Genomic DNA, 16,513 nt, shown 5'->3' with positions numbered 1-16,513 from the left:
AGATATGGGGACTGGTATGTATTCATGATCGGCTGGCTCGAGGGTCTAATCGTTTACAAACAACAGCGAGGAAATCGAAGTCAGATCACTCTGAGCTGCAATGGTGTTGGCTACGAAGTTCAAATAACACAACGTGAATGGTTAACCCTAGAAAACGATCAAACAATTCAACTTTGGATTCACCAAACCATCAGCCCGGATAATTGGCAATTTTTCGGTTTCAAATCAACGCAAGAACGAGACATTTTCAGAGAATTAATCAGTGTCAACGGGGTTGGCCCGCAAGCAGGGATGGCACTGATGCAGGAATGCAAGCCTCAAGAACTTGTCGAAGCGATCAGCAACGGCGATCTACGCCGACTCTGCAAGGCCCAAGGCATTGGCAAACGTACCGCTGAGCGTCTGGCGGTGGAGCTCCGGGCCTCCATTGCGGTATTTGCCGGAATGGACCCAGCCCCTTCACTCGCGGAGGGAGTCAGCTCGGAACAAATGCCAGAGAGCGGGGCTGACGTCGAAGCGACCCTCTCAATGCTTGGGTATGACGATCTCGAAATTCGTCGCGCCATTCGTGCCATCGCCGAGGGTTCCGACGGTCCCCCACCCCCTGGAGACGATCAAGACGCGTGGCTGCGAGGCTGTCTTCAGTGGTTAAGCCGCGATTCGGCCTGAACTGACCCCCGCGAAGGTAAGATTGCTGTTTGCACTGACAGGGCTGCACCCCGCGCATGTCGCTTGATACCACCGAGAAGCAACAGCTGATCAACACCCACCAGACCCACGGCACCGACACTGGTTCGGCCGAGGTCCAGGTGGCCATGCTGAGTGAGCGGATCAACCGTCTCAGCAGCCATCTGCAGAACAACATCCATGACTTCTCCTCTCGCCAGGGGCTGCTCAAAATGATTGGCCGCCGCAAGCGCCTGCTGAACTACATGCGCAGCAAGAGCGAGCAACGGTACGCCGACACGATCGCCAAACTGGGCATTCGCGGCTGATCAACCTGCCTCATGCCTGAGCAACGCAATGCCCTTCCCTTCGAGCCCAAAGGGTCTGGGAAGGGAAGTAAGCCAGTCTCGGGAACGCCTCGGCAGGAAGCCATTCCTCGCTACGTGGCTGATCGGATGGCTCGCAGGGTTGCTGTCTTCGCAGGACTCCCGTCCCTCGCTGGGATGGGAGTTTTTGTTGGCAGTTATTTCCTTGTCACCCGTGGCATTGCCGACATTGCCCCTGGTCTGACCCTGACGGGATCCGGACTGTTTTTCCTCTTGGGACTGGTGGGCCTCAGCGTTGGCGTGTTGACCGCCAGCTGGGATCCCGAACCGGGTTCTCTGCTGGGCTTCGAAAACTTCAAGCCCAACATCCAGCGGATGAAGGAGTCGATCCGGGCCCAGAAGCAGCAGCAAAAGCAGTCAAAGTCCTGATCAAGCTTTGTTGATCAGCCACACCTGATCAGAGGATCAGGAGAGCACCAGACGGTCGCTGCTTCGAGCTTCAAAGGATTGAGTGCGCAGTGAAGCAATCGCTGCATCCACGTCCTTGACGCAGAACTGGGAGCCGAGTCGCACATAGCGAACGCTATCGCCGTGACAAACCTCGGCGACGACAGGCACCTTCACGCCCAGCTCATCCCGCTCAGGGCGGTGTTGGTTGAGGCATTCCCTCAGCTTGTGCTGGATAGCGATGTCGCTGGCCTGATCAGAGGGGAGCTGAACCAGCAACAGATTGAGCTCATCAACGGCGCGGCAGTCGTCGATGATCAGCTGCACGCGCTCGTCACGCCGATCGACGCCAGCCCACACCAAAAGGCGGGCCTCAGCCATCAGGTGATCCGCAAGGCGGGCGTAGCTCTTGGGAAACACCACAGCCTCGCAACTTCCGGTGAGATCCTCGAGCTGCAGGATCGCCATGCGATCGCCCTTGCGTGTGGTGACCTGGCGCATTTCAGCCACCATCGCAATGGCACTCACCTTGGCTTTGTCTGGCTGTTCTTCAAGAGAGCCCAGACCGATGGGCGCCAGCAACTTCGACGAGGGTGTGAGCTGTTTGAGCGGGTGATCAGAAAGGTAGAAGCCCACCAGATCTTTTTCGAGACGAAGCTTCTCCGTTGGGGGATAGTCCGGCACCGGTGCCGCCTTGGGTGCATGGCTGAGATCCGCCGGCCCATCAGCATCGGCGGCAGGAGCCATCAGATCAAAGAGGTTGCCCTGGCCGCTGTCTCGGTCTTTGGCCCGTGAGGAGGCCCAGTCGAGCAGCAGATCCAGATCAGCCATCAACTGAGCACGGTTGGCCTGCGGATCCATGGCATCCAGGGCACCGCAGTGAACCAACGACTCCAGACCACGACGGTTGAGCACCGAGGACGGAATCCGGTCGCACAGATCCGCCAGAGAGCGGAAGGGACCATCGCTATCGCGGGCGGCAATCAATTGACGGATCGCGCCATCACCAAGGTTGCGAACGGCGGAGAGTCCGAACAGGATCCGATCGCCATTGGGGGTGAAATCGGTGAGTGAGGCATTCACATCCGGAGGCATCACCTCAATGCCCATTGCATTGCAATTGGAGATGTAGCGCTGCACCTTGTCGGCAGCTCCAGCATTCACCGTGAGCAGGGCCGCCATGTAAGCGACCGGGTAATGCGCCTTCAGGTAAGCCGTCTGATACGTGACGGCTCCATAGGCCGTGGAATGGCTCTTGTTGAAGCAGTATTCAGCGAAGAGAACCATCTGATCGAACAGTTCGTCGGCGACCTTTTCATCAACGCCGCGCTCTCCAGCACCCTGAACGAAAATGCCGCGGTGCTTCTGCATCTCGGATACTTTTTTCTTGCCCATCGCACGCCGAAGCAGGTCGGCCTGACCCAGAGAATAGCCGGCCAGATCCTGCGCTATCCGCATGATCTGTTCCTGATACACCATGATTCCGTAGGTCTCGGACAGGATCGGCTCAAGAATCGCGTGGGCGAAGTCGATCGCCTCCCGGCCGTGCTTGCGGTTGATGAATTTGGGAATCAGGCCAGCATCGAGGGGACCCGGTCTGTAGAGGGCAAGAATCGAGGAGATGTCTTCCAGGGATGACGGCTTGAGATCACGCACGATCTGCCGCATTCCGCTGGATTCCAACTGGAAGATCCCCTCCAGATCACCTCTCGCCAGAAGTGCAAAGGTCTCTTCATCCTGGGGCGGCAGTTTGTCGGGATCGACACGGGTGCCACTGCTGACCTCCACCAGTTCGAGGGTCTTTTCGATCATCGTGAGGTTCTTCAACCCCAGGAAATCCATCTTCAACAGACCCATGGATTCCACGTCTTCCATGAAGTACTGCGTGATCACCTGACCATCGTTGTTGCGCTGCAGCGGCACCAGTTCATCGAGAGGGTCAGCAGCGATGACCACACCAGCTGCGTGAACACCGAAGGTTTTGTTGGTGCCTTCAATCCGCATCGCCATGTCCACCCAACGCTTCACCGTTGGATCCGCCTCGTATTTCTCGCGAAACTCGGGGTTGGGGGATTCCTCGCCGATCATCGCCTTGAGCTTCGCGGGCTTGCCACGAACCACCGGGATCAGCTTCGCCAGACGGTCGGCATCGCCGTAGGGGATGTCGAGCACCCTGGCCACATCCTTCAAAACCGCCTTTGACGTCATCCGGTTGAAGGTGATGATCTGGGCCACCTTGTCCTCGCCATAGCGCTCTGTGACGTAGTCGATCACCTCACCACGACGCTCGATGCAGAAGTCGGTGTCGATATCAGGCATCGACTTGCGTTCCGGATTAAGGAAGCGCTCGAACAACAGGCAGTTGGTGATCGGATCAATGTTGGTGATTCCCAGGCAGTACGCGACAAGCGACCCTGCGGCGGAGCCACGACCCGGACCGACGGGAATGTTCTGTTCCCGGGCGAAACGGATGTAATCCCAGACCACCAGGAAGTAGGTGGGGAATCCCATCTGCTCCATGATCTTGAGCTCATGGGCCATGCGCTCGGCATAGTCGTCGGGCAAGGAAGCCTCAGGACTCAGCTCGAGCCGATCCCGCAATCCCTGCTCCGTCACCTCCCGCAGGTAGCTGACGGGGGTGTGGCCCTCGGGGATGGGGAAGCGGGGCATTTGATAGCGGCCAAGGATGTCGTAAGGCTCCACCTTCTCGGCCACCTTGACGGTGTTGGCGATCGCTTCCTGAACCACCTCAGGCTCGAGGTGATCCCCGAAGAGAAGGCCCATCTCCTCTTCGGTTTTGATGTATTCGGTGCCGGTGTAACGCAGCCGCTTCTCATCGGTGATCAGCTTGCCGGTGAGCACGCAGAGCAAGGCATCGTGGGCTTCAACGTCCTGCTTGCTCAGGTAGTGGGCATCGTTGGTCGCAACGATCTGGATGCCGAGTTCCTTGGCAATTTTGACGATCTCGACGTTGACGATCCGATCCTCAGGAGATCCATGGTCCTGGATCTCGAGGTAGTAGTCGTCGCCGAAAACCTCCTGATACCAAGCCGCCACCTTGCATGCCACATCGGGGCGCCCCCGAAGAATCGCCTGAGCAATCTCGCCACCGAGACAGGCCGTGGCGATGATCAGGCCCTCGCTGTGTTGCTTCAGCAGCTCCTTGTCGATGCAGGCACGGGAGAAGATCCCGCGTCCCCTCATCCCCCGCAGGTGGCTGATGCTGGTGAGCTTCACCAGATTGCGGTAGCCGGTGGCATTTTTGGCCAGCACCACCAGGTGATATCGCTTCTCTTTCTTGGGTTGCGGATCGTCAATGGACCCGTTGATCACATACATCTCGTTGCCGATGATCGGCTTGAGATCAGTTCCCTGACAGAGCTTCAGCAGCTCAATCGCGCCGTACATCACGCCGTGATCTGTCAGGGCGATGGCAGGCATGCCCAGCTGTTTTGCCCGCTCAACCATGGCCGGCAGCTGCGACGCGCCATCGAGAAGGCTGTAGTCGCTGTGGTTGTGGAGAGGAACAAAAGCCATAGGGTCAGGTTAGGACCTGACGCAAGATCCAGCGTTCAGGGAGAACACAAGCCCCCACATGTGGCGCAACTCAGGGAACCAGCGCAGCTTCCGGGCGTGATGCAAACACCTGCGCAGCCTGCTCGTACTGATGGGCCACCTGAAGCAAACGCGGTTCATCCAACACGTTGCCAATCAGTTGCATCCCGATGGGCAGACCCGCCGCACTGAATCCACAGGGAACACTGATGGCCGGAAGTCCAGCCAGGTTGACCGGAATCGTCAGCAGGTCAGCCAGATACATCGCCAGAGGGTCGTCGGCGTGGGCGCCAGCCTTGAAGGCCGTGGAGGGCGCTGTTGGCGTGAGCAGCACATCCACACTCTTGAAGGCAGCATCGAAGTCCCGCCGGATCAGGGTGCGCACCTGCTGCGCCTTTTTGTAGTAAGCATCGACGTATCCGGCGGACAGGGCGTAGGTGCCGATCAGGATTCGTCGTTGCACCTCAGCGCCAAACCCTTCAGCTCGGCTTCGCGCCGTCATCGCGGCAAGGCTCTCGGCGTCTTCGGCACGGAAGCCATATTTGACACCGTCGTATCGCGCCAGATTGGCGGACGCCTCCGATGGGGCGATCACGTAGTAAGTGGCGATGCCGTCGTTGAACCGGGGGCAGCTCACCTCCACCAGTTCAGCCCCAAGAGCCTCAAGCTGGGCAGCAGAGGCCTGCACCGATGCTTTCACCTCAGGATCGAGGCCTTCGGCGTCGAAGCACTCCTTGATCACCCCCACCTTGAGGCCCCTAATGGACTGGCTGAGGCCAGCGCTGAAATCAGGAACAGCCGCATCAAGACAAGTGGAATCGCGGGGGTCGGGCCCGGCGATTACCTGGAGCAGTTCGGCCACATCAGCAACGCTGCCGGCGAATGGACCCACCTGATCGAGGGAACTGGCAAAGGCCACCAGACCCCAACGGCTGACGCGTCCATAGGTGGGCTTGAGGCCCACCACTCCACAGAAGGATGCCGGTTGGCGGATGGAACCACCGGTGTCGGAACCAAGGGAAGCGACGCAACTGCCGGCGGCGACAGCCGCTGCGCTGCCACCGGAGCTTCCACCCGGCACATGGGCGGTATTCCAGGGGTTCTGTGTGGCACCGAACGCGGACGTTTCGGTTGAGCCACCCATGGCGAACTCATCCAGATTTGTCTTGCCCACCAACACACCTCCGGCCTGCCAGAGCCGCTCGGTGACCGTGGATTCGTAGGGCGGCACGAACTGCTCGAGCATGCGGCTGGAACAGGTGGTGCGAACACCTTTGGTGCAGAGGTTGTCCTTGATCGCCAGCGGCAATCCAGCCAGGGGGCCAAGGGCCTCTCCGGCGGCCCGGGCTTCATCAATGCGGGACGCTTCAGCACGGGCCTGATCGGCCGTGACTTCAACAAAAGCGTTCAGCGAAGGCTCAGAACTTTCGAGCCGCTTGAGGTGCTGATCAACGAGCTCGCGGGAGGAAATCTCGCCGCTCTGCAGTTGCTGACGCCACGCGCTGATCGTCATGTCCCTGCGATCCATTGCAGCAAGGACGCTATCAGCCGCAGGATCAGCCCTCAGCGGAGATGGTGAGGGGCTCGGAGCGCCGGGTCCGCAGCAGGGAATGGCTGATCGACTGGGGTTGCTCCGACTTGACGTCGTCCAGGAAGGAGCTGAGCTCGCTCTCCAGCCCCTTGCGGGTAATGAAAGGACCGAACCAATAGGTCACATCAGGGCCTGAGGTCTGAACACGCGCCCACCAAGCGACTCCAAAGCCATTGGCCAGGCTGCGCAGCGGCCGAATCAGGGGACTCATGGGAGGAACAGGACCTTGGGGCATTGTGCCCCGAGATCCTGGTAAAAAGCGCTGTTTTCAGGGAGATAGCTGGATGTTCTGATCGAACGACAAGGCAGCATCCGGCTGCGATGGGTTCAGATCGAGATCAATCCGATGTTCCGGAGCCTTCTCCACAGGAGCTTCAGGCTGTTCAGAGACAGCAGACTGTTTAGGCAGTGCAGCAATCTCTGACGCCTCAGTTGCATCAACGGGCGATTCAGCACCCGCAAGCTTCGGCCGCCGGATCGGCGGAGACGGTGACTGGCCGTGAATGTCCTTCATCCAGTTGCGCCGGGCCACCTCGTACACGCAAAGGGCTGTGGCGACGGAGGCATTGAGGCTCGGTGTGATGCCCCTCAGCGGGATGCGAACCAACTGGTCGCAATGACGCCGGGTCATCAGCGACAAGCCTTGGTCCTCGGATCCGGTGACCAGCACCATCGGCCCACTGAGGTCAACATCGGTGAGGGTCACATCACCTTCAGCGGCAAGACCCACCACCCTGTAGCCGGCGTCTTTGAGCTTCTCCAAAGAACGATTGAGGTTGACGACGCGGGCCACCGGCAGGTGTTCCAGGGCTCCGGCCGCCACCTTGGCAGCGGAACCGGTCAAGCCAGCACTGCGGCGCTGGGGAATCACCACACCGTGGGCTCCCATGGCCTCAGCGGAACGAACAACCGCCCCGAGGTTGTGGGGGTCGGTGACACCGTCCAAGGCCACCAACAGGGGGGGTTCCCCCAGATCCGAGCAGCCATCGATGAGGCTGTCGAGATCAAGGGTCTCCGCCGCCGCCGTCTGCAGGGCGATGCCCTGGTGAACGGATCCACCTGTGATCTGGCCGAGCCTGGCCCAGGTCACCTCTTCCACGAGAACCCCCGAAGCCTTGGCATCGCGCAGGAGCTGAAGAAATTTGGAGGCACTGCGCATCTCCGCAGTGCACCAGATGCGATGGATGGGGCGTCCCGCTTCCAAAGCGGCCTGGGTGGCATGACGCCCCCAAATCAGATCGTCCGCCGGGGGTGTGGCCGCTGCGGCCTCCGGTGCTGGATCCGGGCGCTGGGAACGGCCCTCGTCGTAGCGGGATCTGGAGCGCTGGGACGGTTGGCGTCGTTCATCGCCTGAACGACGGCGGTCGCCATAACGATCGTTGCGATCGCGAAAACGTCCAGGCCCAGAGCGTTCGTTCTGAGCGTCTGCACGGGAGGCGTTCTGATCTCGGTCGAAGGAACGGGAACGGTTGCCGAACCGCTCTTTCGGACGATCACCGAAGCGTTCTCCGGATCGATCACCTGGTCGATCACCGAAACGATCCCCAGACCGCTCCTTGAACCGATAACCGGGTCGATCACCGGAACGCTCAGCAAAGCGGTTACCGGGCCGGTCACCACCTCGGGACTGGTCCCACTCTCCATCCCGTGGAACGCGTCGTTCGCGATAACCGCCGCCATCACGCCCAGGTTTGGCATAGGGAGAACGACCACCATCGAAACGACGGTTACTGGGCATGGGGCGACCGCTATCTGATCGCCCCATCGAGGAACGGCCAGCAGATGCTCGTCCACTCGCCGGCCTTCCTCCTGGTGGTCGACCGCCCCCACCTCCCCCTGGCCCCGAACGGCCATCGCGGGATGGGCCGCTGGAGCGGCGTTCAAAGCGAGGGCTCATGGTGTGCGAGGCAACGTTATGGGTTGGATCCGGCTTGCTCCAGGTGATCGAAGAGCTCCGCAAGCCGGGCTGGATTGTTCAGAAACAGCCAGCCCACCATTGTCTCAAATCCTGTGGCCCTTCCATAAGCCGCAGCGTCTGCACGCCGTGGACCCCGACCGGCACTGTTGCGGCCCCGACGCACCAAGTCGAGTTCTTCTGAACTGAGAAGTTCACGGTCTTCCAACCAGCTCAGCAGGCGGGACTGGGCATCAGCACGGACATCGGCCACCACAGCCCGGTGCAATTGATCAGAGCGTCCAGGCTTTGCTCCATGGCGCAGCCGTTGGTGCAGCTCCCAGACGGCATCGCCAATCCAAGCCAGTTGCAATGGTCCCAACGGTTCGTTGATGCCGCTGGGACCCTGGTTGCGTATCCAGTCGCTCAAGCGGCCAGCTGGTTCAGAGCTGTCGGAAGATCCTCCACTAGATGGAGAAACTCCTCAAGACGCACCAACTTCACGGTCTGCGACACCCTGGTGTTCCCCACCAGCAGGAAAGACCGCTTTGAATCCGTGCATTGCTTGGCCAGCTGCACCAGGGCACCAAGACCGGATGAATCCAGGAAATCGATCTTGCTGAGGTCAAGAACAGCCGGAAGCTTGTTGGCTTTCAAGACATCAGCCACGTACTCCGTGAACTGCTTCTCGGAGTACGCATCCAACTGACCGGTGAAATGAAACACCAAACAGCCATCTTTCTGTTCGAATCCGCCCCGGAGAGAGACGGTCAGTCGTTGCAGTTCGCTGATGGGATCAAGCCCCCCAGGCATCATCGGCACGAAGTGTAGTGATGCTGAGCGTGGGCTACCACCTGATCAACGGCGATCGGCCATCAGCGTCACAAAGCGGCCGAAATGATGATCCGCATCATGGGGGCCCGGACTGGCTTCCGGGTGGTATTGCACCCCGAAAACAGGCTTCTGACGATGGGCAATCGCCGCCACGGTGCGGTCGTTCAGATTGAAATGGGTGACGTCGACGACGCCTTGGTCCAGGGAGTCGGCGGACAGGGCAAAACCGTGGTTCTGACTGGTGATCTCAACCTGGCCTGTGGTGCCACAGGGGTGATTCAAACCACGATGGCCATAGGGGAGCTTGAAGGTCTCGCCACCGAGGGCCAAACCAAGAATCTGATGCCCCAGACAGATCCCGAACAGCGGCAGATCGGGCTCGTCCAGCAATGACTTGGCCAGAGCAATGCCCTGGCTCACCGCCGCTGGGTCGCCAGGGCCGTTGGACAGGAAGACACCATCCGGGCGATGGGAGCGAACCGTGGCCAGATCCGTGTTTGCAGGAAGAACCGTGACGTCACAGCCGTGGGCAACGAGGCGATCGAGAATGGCGCGCTTGATGCCGAAATCGATGGCGACAACGCGGAAGGGAGCGTCGCTGCGGCGCTGCAAGCGTTGATCGAAGCCCACAGTACAGGCTTGGTTCCACTGGTAAGGCTGCTTGGTGGTGACGCGGTCCGCCAGGTTCAGACCCTGCATCGACGGGGCCTGCTTCAGGAGCTCCAGCAACTGCGCCGGGGTCTGGCCGTCACTGCTGATCACACCATTCATCGCCCCCACTTCACGCAGGTGCCGCACCAAAGCGCGGGTGTCCAAACCGCTGATGCCCACCAGCTGATGGGTCTGCATCCAGCTCTCAAGGGTCTGTTCACAGCGCCAGTTGCTGGGCAATGGGGCCAGCTGGCGGGCAATCACGCCACAGGCGTGGGGGCGGTCAGCTTCCTGGTCGTCAGCATTCACGCCGGTGTTGCCGAGTTCGGGATAGGTGAAGCTCACCAGCTGCCCGGCGTAGGAGGGGTCTGTGAGCACCTCCTGATATCCGGTCATGCCGGTGTTGAACACCACCTCACCGATGGTGGTGCCGCGATGGCCGAAGCCGACACCGGTGAGAACCGTGCCATCGGCAAGGACGAGATAAGCCTTGTCTGATGGGGAATCGGGCATCGAAGGGCCGCCGCAGGTCATCAGTCATTCATTCTCCATCTCCGTCGGACAGGGCCTCCCGCAAGGCGACAAGCTTGTCCCAGGCCTTGCCCTGGCTGAGAACAGCCAGAGCCTGAGCAACAGCAGCCGGCAGCTCGACTTGCAGCCCGGCAGCCCAGAGCACCAGTGCTGTGTTGAAGGCCACCACCTCTGTTTGCGCCTGAGAACCCTGTCCCTGCAAAACGTTCTGAAGGATCTGCTGGTTCACAGCGCAGTCACCACCACGCAGCTGATCGAGACCGGCACAGGTCAGTCCCAGGTCTTCAGGAGACACCTCTTTTGTGGTGATGCCCCCGGATTCGATCAGCCGCAAGGCATTGGGACCCGCCAAGGAAGCCTCATCGAGGCCCCCAGCACCATGAACCACAACCGCACGGCTCAAGCCCAATTGCTGCAGAGCTCCCGCCATGGGATCGAGAAGCTCCGGTCGGGCCACGCCAAGAACTTGCGCCTGGGGCTGGAGCGGATTGACCAGGGGCCCGAGCAGATTGAACACCGTGCGCACCCCCAGGCTGCGTCGCAGCGGCGCCAAATTCACAAGAGCTGGGTGCCAGGCGGGAGCGAACAGGAAGGTGACACCGGTGCCCGGCAAAGCCTCCACCACCTTGTTCAACGGAGCCTTGAGGTTGAGACCGAGCCCATCAAGCACATCGGCTGAGCCGACTTTGCCGCTGGCGCTGCGGTTGCCGTGTTTGGCCACGTTGACCCCGCAAGCCGCGGCGGTGAAGGCGACAGCCGTGGAGATGTTGAAGGTGTCTGCACCATCACCACCGGTGCCGCAGGTGTCGACCATGGCCAGATCGGGCCGGGCGCAGGGAAGGGGGCAGGCCTCGCGAAGGACAGCAGCCATTGCAGCCAGCTCATCGGCCACCATCCCCTTGGCCCTCAGACCAGCCAGGAACGCCCCGGTCTGCACAGGCTCGAGCTGTTCAGCCAGCCAGGCATGCATCAGGGCATTGGCCTCGTCGGAGCTGAGGTTGTTGCCCTGCAGCAGATGCTCCAAGCAACCGGACCAGGAACGGGGGTCTGAGGACATTGAGGGGAGCTGGCAGTAAAAAACCCGGGGTGCAAGGCACGCCGGGCCAGGTGATGGGGACAGCCCCACTATCACTCAGATCAGCGGCGAACGACCAGCCGTTGAAGCCGGATGCCTAGGTTGGCCTGCCAACGGGACCCACGAGCTCGCATGGCCGCCCTTCGTCTCGACCTGATCGGCCGCTATCTGCGTCCCCACCGCCGAACGGTGCTGCTGGGCGCCATCGCCTTGGTGGTGGTCAACGTTCTACGGGTCACGATCCCGATGGAAGTGCGCAGCGTTGTGGACGAGCTGCAGGAGGGATTCAGTTACGCCGGCGTGCTTCGCCAGGCGGGATGGGTTGTGCTGCTTGCCAGCACCATGGGTGTGATCCGGCTGGCCTCGCGACAACTCATCTTCGGCGTGGGTCGCCAGGTGGAAGTGGATCTGCGTCAGCGCCTGTTCGAGCACATGCTGCGCCAGGAACCCGATTGGATTCAGAGCAAGGGCAGCGGTGAAGTGATCAGTCGCGCCACCAGCGATGTGGAAAACATCCGGCGCCTGCTTGGCTTCGCGATTCTCAGCCTCACAAACACTCTGCTGGCCTATGCGCTGACGCTGCCGGCGATGTTGGCGATCGATCCGTGGCTGACCCTGGCCGCCGTCGGTCTCTACCCCGTGATGCTCAGCTCAGTGCGCCTGTTCGGCGGGCGCATGATGCGTCAGAAGCGTGAGCAACAGGAAGAACTCTCCGCCCTCAGCAACCTGATTCAGGAGGATCTCTCGGGAATCGGGGCCATCAAGATCTACGGCCAGGAGGGAGCGGAACAAGAGGCCTTCGCCACACGCAACCGCCGCTACCGCGACAGCGCCATTCGGCTGGCAAAAACCCAAAGCACCCTGTTTCCGCTGCTGCAGGGCATTTCCTCCCTTTCTGTTCTTTTGCTGCTGGCCATCGGTAGCGGCCAGCTCGAAGCCGGTCGTCTGAGCATTGGGGCACTGGTGGCCCTGATCCTCTACGTGGAGCAGCTCGTCTTCCCAACAGCTCTGCTGGGATTCACGCTCAACACCTTCCAGACCGGCCAGGTGAGCCTCGAGCGGGTGGAGGAGTTGCTGAAACGGGAACCAAAGATCAAAGACCCGGATCCCTCTGATGTTCAGCCCCATCCACCGTCCGAACGCCGTGGGCGTTTTGAAGCCCGCGGCCTGACGGTGCATTACGAGGGTGCTGAACGGAACACCCTGAATGGCTTGAGCTTCTGCATCGAGCCAGGGGAGTTGGTGGCCGTGGTGGGGGCTGTGGGTTGCGGCAAGACGACGCTGGCTCGGGCGTTTGGTCGCATGGTTCCACTGGAAGCCGGACAGCTGTTCCTGGATGGCATGGATGTCACCCAGATGCCCTTGAAGACGTTGCGCCGTGATGTGGCGATCGTTCCCCAGGAGGGCTTTCTGTTCACCAGCACCCTGGCGGACAACCTTCGCTATGGCGAGCCTGAGGCCAGTGATCAGCGGGTTGAGTTGGCGGCCGGCCAAGCCCGCCTGGCTGACGACGTGAAGGGCTTCCCCGATGGTTTCGGAACCATCGTTGGGGAACGCGGCATCACGTTGAGTGGTGGTCAGCGGCAACGCACAGCCCTGGGCCGGGCCTTGCTGATGTCGGCGCCGGTGTTGGTTCTCGACGACGCCTTGGCCAGCGTCGACAACAACACAGCAGCGGCGATTCTGGATTCGATCCGTGCTCAGGATGATCGGACCATCGTGATGATCAGCCATCAACTATCAGCAGCAGCGGCCTGTGATCGCATCCTGGTGATGGAAAACGGACGGATCGTTCAACAGGGACACCACAACGCCTTGATTCAGCAGCCGGGTGTCTACAAACGTCTCTGGGAGCGTCAGCAGGCTTCGCAACGGCTGGATGCGTTGGCTTCCTGAAGAATCCCCGGGCGGTTTCTGACAACAGCAACGTCCGTGGCTTAGCTGTGAAGGCAACTCCTTGCCTATGACCAGCGGATCCCCCTTTGCGGTGCGCTGCACGCTCACCTTTGGCGATATCTACGGACAGGTGCTGGCCTGGATGGCCGTCATTTTTGTGAGCCTTGCTGCGGGACTTGCCCTGATGGGCTCGTCGCGACCAGTGTTTGCGCTGGTGGGCGTGGGGCTGATCTTGGTGCTCAGCCTGCCGTTTCTGCTTTTCGCCTTCGTCACAACGCTGCTGAATCACATTCAGCTCAACCCCGTTGAGGGTGAAGCCAACGCGTCTTAGGCCCCCCTGCGCCACGGCCACCCCAAGATGATTCCGCAGGACGAGGCCACTGTTCCTTGATCGGCCCGCAGCAGAAATGTCTGCTGCGGGCCTTCTAATTCAACAGAAAGAACAGACTATTTTTTCTCGGGGAAACACCTTTTTGAATCAACAAGCCATCAATCAATGGCTCGTGATTCATTGATCCATCACGTTTATCTTGCTGGGTGGACATTTCCAGCCAACAGCACAATCTCCTCAAACCCTGATGGCGTTCTCCATGGCTTCAGCAGCCAAACATGGCTGAAGCTCCGACTCGCCTGGAGACGTCTCAGCCACAGCACGATTCATGCCGAAAACTACAGACAAAAGAATTGACCCCAACCTGAACGACATTGCTCAAAAAAGGACCTCTCCTCAAAACGAACTTTTGAGCCATTGCTTGCATTCCTTATTTGCAGAGCAATCACATGGACGATCACTGTTTGCCATCCACACGGCAGCATCACTGCATTGAATCAGCTGCCTAAGCTCAGTAGATCGACGCAATCAACATGCTTCCTTCCTGGCTGTCTCCCCGCGGCGGCGCCGAATCATCTGCACCGGCAACACACGCCGTGTTGGGAACGCCGCTGAAGGCCCCACTGATGGCCGATCAGGAGGAAGCAATCTTTGCCTGTGGGTGCTTCTGGGGCGCTGAAAAAGGGTTTTGGCGACTCCCAGGGGTGGTGAGCACTGCCGTGGGCTACGCGGGCGGCCAAACCGAGCAACCGACCTACAACCAGGTCTGCTCTGGCATAACGGGACACACGGAAGTGGTGCGCGTGGTGTGGAGCCGACCCGCTCTCGACTTCAGCGACCTGCTGAAACTGTTCTGGGAGTGCCACGACCCCACCCAGGGCAACCGGCAGGGCAACGACACCGGCAGCCAATACCGATCGGCCATTTACACGTTCAATCCGGAGCATCTACAACTGGCCCTGGCCAGTCGGGACGCTTATCAGGCCGCTCTTTCGGCCAAGGGCTACGGAGCCATTACCACCGAAATCCTGGCGGACCAAACCTTTTATTTCGCGGAGGACTACCACCAGCAGTACCTGGCCAAACCAGGCAGCCGCCCCTATTGCTCCGCCATGCCGACCCAAACGCTGCTCGAGGAATTCGAAGGATCGAACTACAAACTCCCCAAGCAGGTGTGGGACAAATACGACTGGTCCATCAGCCACTGCGTGCTTCGATCCGACAACAGCCCAATCACGCTGGGCTGATTCGGCCAGGATGGGGAAGAGCCCGAACCATGTCATGCCCGAGCCCTGGAGTGATCGGCAGGTGATCCTGGCCATCGCCCTCACTTTGATCCTGGTGCTGGGCCTGGTCCTCGGCAGTGTGTCCCACAACCGAAAGCAGCAGGCTCCGATGCTTTGGCGGGACACGCCTCCATCCAAAACAACACCATTGGCAATCTGACCACCCGCCAACTGGCACTCCTCTTCTTGGTGCGATCGTGGATGGAGAAGGACCCCTCCGTTCTGCAGTGAGTGAACGGCCTGATCCATCCGAACAGCGACAACTGCATCCCCTGCCGAGGGGGCTGGTTGAGCTCTATGGCTTGATCGCCGTTCTGGTGGTGCTCATCCCCGAATGGCTGGCGGATGGAACCTTGAATCTGGGCCAGGCCAAAGGCTCTGCCTCACTCCCGATGCGTTCGAGAGCATGGCGCACCCTGCCCGAACTGCGTTTAGCGGCGATGACCCTGGCTGAGCTTCGTCAGGCCGCTTCAGAACTGCGGATGTACCAGTACGGATCCGCAACGAGAGACCAGCTCACCACTCGGTTGCTCAGGCGACTCAGACGCCGGGATGCACTGTGATAACTTAAATCTGACGGGGCGTGGCGCAGCTTGGTAGCGCACCACTTTGGGGTAGTGGGGGTCGTGGGTTCAAATCCCGCCGCTCCGATTCAACCGTCTTGTTTCCCCACCTGAACATCACCACTTCAGGATTTGAGCCGGCAATTTCGCCGGCTCTTTTTTTATGCCTTCAGCGGCGGCCGGTGCCGCTCACCACCAGATGCCTGGAGGCATCAATCTGCAACCAGCCTTCATCCCGCAACTGCCCCAACACGCGGGTCACGGTGACCCGTGTGGTGCTCAGGGCACTGGCGATCTCCTGATGGGTCAGGCGAAGGTTGAGCCGCAACCCGGCCTCACAGGGTTCGCCAAAGTCCTTGGCGAGCAGCTCCAGAAAGCCACGCACCCGCTCTTCAACGCGACGTAGCCCGAGCAGGGCCAGGAGCGACTCCGCCTGGCGGTAGCGGGCGGCCATGGCCTTGGCCAGACCAAGCGCCAATTCGGGAGACTGCTCCAGCTCGGCCAGATTGCAGCAGAACAGATCGCAATCGGTGAGCGCTACAGCCTCATAGGCCTCCACATTGGTGAATGCGGCACCGAAAGGTTCATTGGGACCCACCAGGCCCAGCACAAGCTCATCGCCATGCACCGACAACGCCCCCAGCTTCACCATGCCGCGAACCACAAACCAAACGCTGTTCTTCAGCAGAGGAACAAAACTTCCCGCGGTAAAATGAACAACATTGCGATTGTCGTAGCTGTTTTCAAGAAATGCCTTGAAACCAAGAGCTGTTGAACTCAGATCAGCCGACGGAGTGGCAAGCATTTGGAATCCCGTGAATCCACGTAAACTGTATTCAGGACAACATCGATTCCCAACAAAGAGCT

General features: G+C 60.2%; 17 protein-coding genes and 1 tRNA gene. 9 read left to right on the top strand and 9 right to left on the bottom strand.

The annotated features are described in order from the left end of the window. Positions 1-24: 24 nt before the first annotated feature. From ruvA to SynA1562_RS05570, 3 genes are read left to right on the top strand one after another with little or no spacing between them, the layout of a single operon-like run. Complete coding sequence (ruvA, locus tag SynA1562_RS05580) at positions 25-669, top strand: Holliday junction branch migration protein RuvA (RefSeq protein WP_186495085.1); 645 nt, start codon at positions 25-27, stop codon at positions 667-669. A gap of 56 nt (positions 670-725) precedes the next feature. Then, positions 726-995 carry a 30S ribosomal protein S15 gene (rpsO, locus tag SynA1562_RS05575; RefSeq protein ID WP_186495084.1) on the top strand — a complete coding sequence of 90 codons (270 nt, stop codon included), beginning with the start codon at positions 726-728 and terminating at the stop codon, positions 993-995. 12 nt (positions 996-1,007) lie between these two features. Beyond that, the gene (locus tag SynA1562_RS05570; protein ID WP_186495083.1) at positions 1,008-1,421 is read left to right on the top strand and encodes a PAM68 family protein; all 414 of its coding nucleotides are present in this window, start codon (positions 1,008-1,010) and stop codon (positions 1,419-1,421) included. Positions 1,422-1,457: 36 nt separating this feature from the next. Here the strand turns inward: SynA1562_RS05570 and SynA1562_RS05565 are convergent, their stop codons facing one another. The 8 genes from SynA1562_RS05565 to trpD all read right to left on the bottom strand — a co-directional run bounded on the left by SynA1562_RS05565 (position 1,458) and on the right by trpD (position 11,552). Continuing rightward, the gene (locus SynA1562_RS05565) at positions 1,458-4,976 is read right to left on the bottom strand and encodes a DNA polymerase III subunit alpha (RefSeq protein ID WP_186495082.1); all 3,519 of its coding nucleotides are present in this window, start codon (positions 4,974-4,976) and stop codon (positions 1,458-1,460) included. A 70-nt stretch (positions 4,977-5,046) separates the two neighbouring features. Then, on the bottom strand, positions 5,047-6,522 hold the full coding sequence (gatA, locus tag SynA1562_RS05560; protein WP_186495081.1) for an Asp-tRNA(Asn)/Glu-tRNA(Gln) amidotransferase subunit GatA: 1,476 nt from the start codon (positions 6,520-6,522) through the stop codon (positions 5,047-5,049). Between the two features lie 28 nt (positions 6,523-6,550). Then, positions 6,551-6,796 carry a DUF1816 domain-containing protein gene (locus SynA1562_RS05555; protein WP_038555362.1) on the bottom strand — a complete coding sequence of 82 codons (246 nt, stop codon included), beginning with the start codon at positions 6,794-6,796 and terminating at the stop codon, positions 6,551-6,553. A 57-nt stretch (positions 6,797-6,853) separates the two neighbouring features. Beyond that, complete coding sequence (rlmB, locus tag SynA1562_RS05550; RefSeq protein WP_255445751.1) at positions 6,854-8,482, bottom strand: 23S rRNA (guanosine(2251)-2'-O)-methyltransferase RlmB; 1,629 nt, start codon at positions 8,480-8,482, stop codon at positions 6,854-6,856. 16 nt (positions 8,483-8,498) lie between these two features. Next, entirely contained in the window at positions 8,499-8,909 is a 411-nt protein-coding gene (locus SynA1562_RS05545; protein ID WP_186495080.1) for a Mini-ribonuclease 3, read from the bottom strand. Then, positions 8,906-9,295 (bottom strand): STAS domain-containing protein, encoded by a 390-nt coding sequence (locus SynA1562_RS05540; RefSeq protein WP_186495327.1) that lies wholly within the window; start codon positions 9,293-9,295, stop codon positions 8,906-8,908. Before SynA1562_RS05540 ends, SynA1562_RS05545 begins: the two co-directional genes overlap by 4 nt. A gap of 42 nt (positions 9,296-9,337) precedes the next feature. After that, positions 9,338-10,498, bottom strand: coding sequence for a glutamine-hydrolyzing carbamoyl-phosphate synthase small subunit (gene carA / locus SynA1562_RS05535; RefSeq protein ID WP_186495079.1), 1,161 nt, complete (start codon positions 10,496-10,498; stop codon positions 9,338-9,340). A gap of 7 nt (positions 10,499-10,505) precedes the next feature. Further along, positions 10,506-11,552 carry an anthranilate phosphoribosyltransferase gene (gene trpD / locus SynA1562_RS05530; RefSeq protein WP_186495078.1) on the bottom strand — a complete coding sequence of 349 codons (1,047 nt, stop codon included), beginning with the start codon at positions 11,550-11,552 and terminating at the stop codon, positions 10,506-10,508. A gap of 150 nt (positions 11,553-11,702) precedes the next feature. Between trpD and SynA1562_RS05525 the strand changes: the two genes are divergently transcribed. The 6 genes from SynA1562_RS05525 to SynA1562_RS05500 all read left to right on the top strand — a co-directional run bounded on the left by SynA1562_RS05525 (position 11,703) and on the right by SynA1562_RS05500 (position 15,734). Then, complete coding sequence (locus tag SynA1562_RS05525) at positions 11,703-13,466, top strand: ABC transporter ATP-binding protein (RefSeq protein ID WP_186495077.1); 1,764 nt, start codon at positions 11,703-11,705, stop codon at positions 13,464-13,466. 67 nt (positions 13,467-13,533) lie between these two features. Next, positions 13,534-13,797 carry a hypothetical protein gene (locus tag SynA1562_RS05520; RefSeq protein ID WP_011364125.1) on the top strand — a complete coding sequence of 88 codons (264 nt, stop codon included), beginning with the start codon at positions 13,534-13,536 and terminating at the stop codon, positions 13,795-13,797. 533 nt (positions 13,798-14,330) lie between these two features. Beyond that, the gene (gene msrA / locus SynA1562_RS05515; protein ID WP_186495076.1) at positions 14,331-15,044 is read left to right on the top strand and encodes a peptide-methionine (S)-S-oxide reductase MsrA; all 714 of its coding nucleotides are present in this window, start codon (positions 14,331-14,333) and stop codon (positions 15,042-15,044) included. Positions 15,045-15,078: 34 nt separating this feature from the next. After that, positions 15,079-15,243 carry a hypothetical protein gene (locus SynA1562_RS05510; RefSeq protein WP_186495075.1) on the top strand — a complete coding sequence of 55 codons (165 nt, stop codon included), beginning with the start codon at positions 15,079-15,081 and terminating at the stop codon, positions 15,241-15,243. Positions 15,244-15,310: 67 nt separating this feature from the next. Next, the gene (locus SynA1562_RS05505; RefSeq protein ID WP_186495074.1) at positions 15,311-15,646 is read left to right on the top strand and encodes a hypothetical protein; all 336 of its coding nucleotides are present in this window, start codon (positions 15,311-15,313) and stop codon (positions 15,644-15,646) included. A gap of 14 nt (positions 15,647-15,660) precedes the next feature. Continuing rightward, positions 15,661-15,734, top strand: a tRNA-Pro gene (locus tag SynA1562_RS05500). An 81-nt stretch (positions 15,735-15,815) separates the two neighbouring features. Here the strand turns inward: SynA1562_RS05500 and SynA1562_RS05495 are convergent. Beyond that, entirely contained in the window at positions 15,816-16,451 is a 636-nt protein-coding gene (locus SynA1562_RS05495; protein WP_186495073.1) for a Crp/Fnr family transcriptional regulator, read from the bottom strand. Between the last annotated feature and the right edge of the window lie 62 nt (positions 16,452-16,513).

Source organism: Synechococcus sp. A15-62 (assembly GCF_014280075.1).
GTDB lineage: Bacteria > Cyanobacteriota > Cyanobacteriia > PCC-6307 > Cyanobiaceae > Parasynechococcus.
This window is presented reverse-complemented; position numbering and strand designations above follow the sequence as displayed.